Origin of the sequence: Campylobacter aviculae (genome assembly GCF_005406215.1) — a bacterium.
Taxonomy (GTDB): Bacteria; Campylobacterota; Campylobacteria; order Campylobacterales; family Campylobacteraceae; genus Campylobacter_D; species Campylobacter_D aviculae.
Map to the genome: position 1 here is coordinate 1 of NZ_NXMA01000045.1, position 928 is coordinate 928.

1 pseudogene is annotated in these 928 nt (G+C 27.6%); it reads right to left on the minus strand.

What is annotated here, in order from left to right:
* Window positions 1-162: 162 nt before the first annotated feature.
* Window positions 163-928 (minus strand): annotated as a pseudogene (locus tag CQA76_RS08905) (hypothetical protein); the annotation flags it as partial.

Here is a 928-nt window from a genome sequence, read left to right on the forward strand (position 1 = left end):
CTAAAGATACTCATATTTATTCCTTTGATTTTAGAATTGTTCTGCCTTCAAATCTAAATATCTTAATTAAATATAAGCAAGAAGTGTTCCGGTTTGGATTTATAAATTATTTTGTTTGAGTAGGGTTTGAAATGGCTTTTAGAAAGCCTTAGAGTTGTGTTATCACACCTTGACATCCACACTTCTATGTTTAGTTTTAGAACTTAATTTACTAAGATGATTGGTACTAGAGTTGGAATTGTTATTTGTATTGTCATTATCTATTTTTACATCAAAAAGAATTTCTAATTCTTTTGCTAAATCAAATTTATTTTCAAGAAGTTTTTTTATGAGTTCATTTCTTATATTATCATCTTTATAAGTTTCTTTGTTTTTACTTTCTGCTTGGATGGGTTTGAAAGATTTTTGAGTAGTTTTTTTATTTTTATTATCTGAAATACTTTGTCCGTTAGGAAAAGTATGATAGACAATTCCTTTAGCTTTTTCTTCTGCTTCTAAATTTTCTATAAAGTCATTATATCTTTCTTTAAAATCTAAATATTTAGTTTTAAACTCATTTAAACTCATATTAGAATTAATCATTTCATTGTATTCTTTAGCAAAGTCTCTAGCTTGTTGTGCTAATTCGCTATTGCCTACATTTTGACTTCTTTTGATATTCATTTGTACAGAGAATTGCTCGCTAATAAAATCCCAGCGATCATCTCCTGCTTCAGTATTTTCCAATGCAGAATTTCTAAAATGATTAGCATTCATAAAATTTCGAAAATCTTTTAATTCTGCTTCACTCATATCTCCATTAATATTCATTAATTTTCCAAGTAGGTTAGTTTCACCTCTTAAAAACGCTGCTCCAAAAGAAGTGGCTATATTAGTATTATTTAAAAAAGCCATTAAAACTCCACCTTTATCCACACTTCCATCAGAG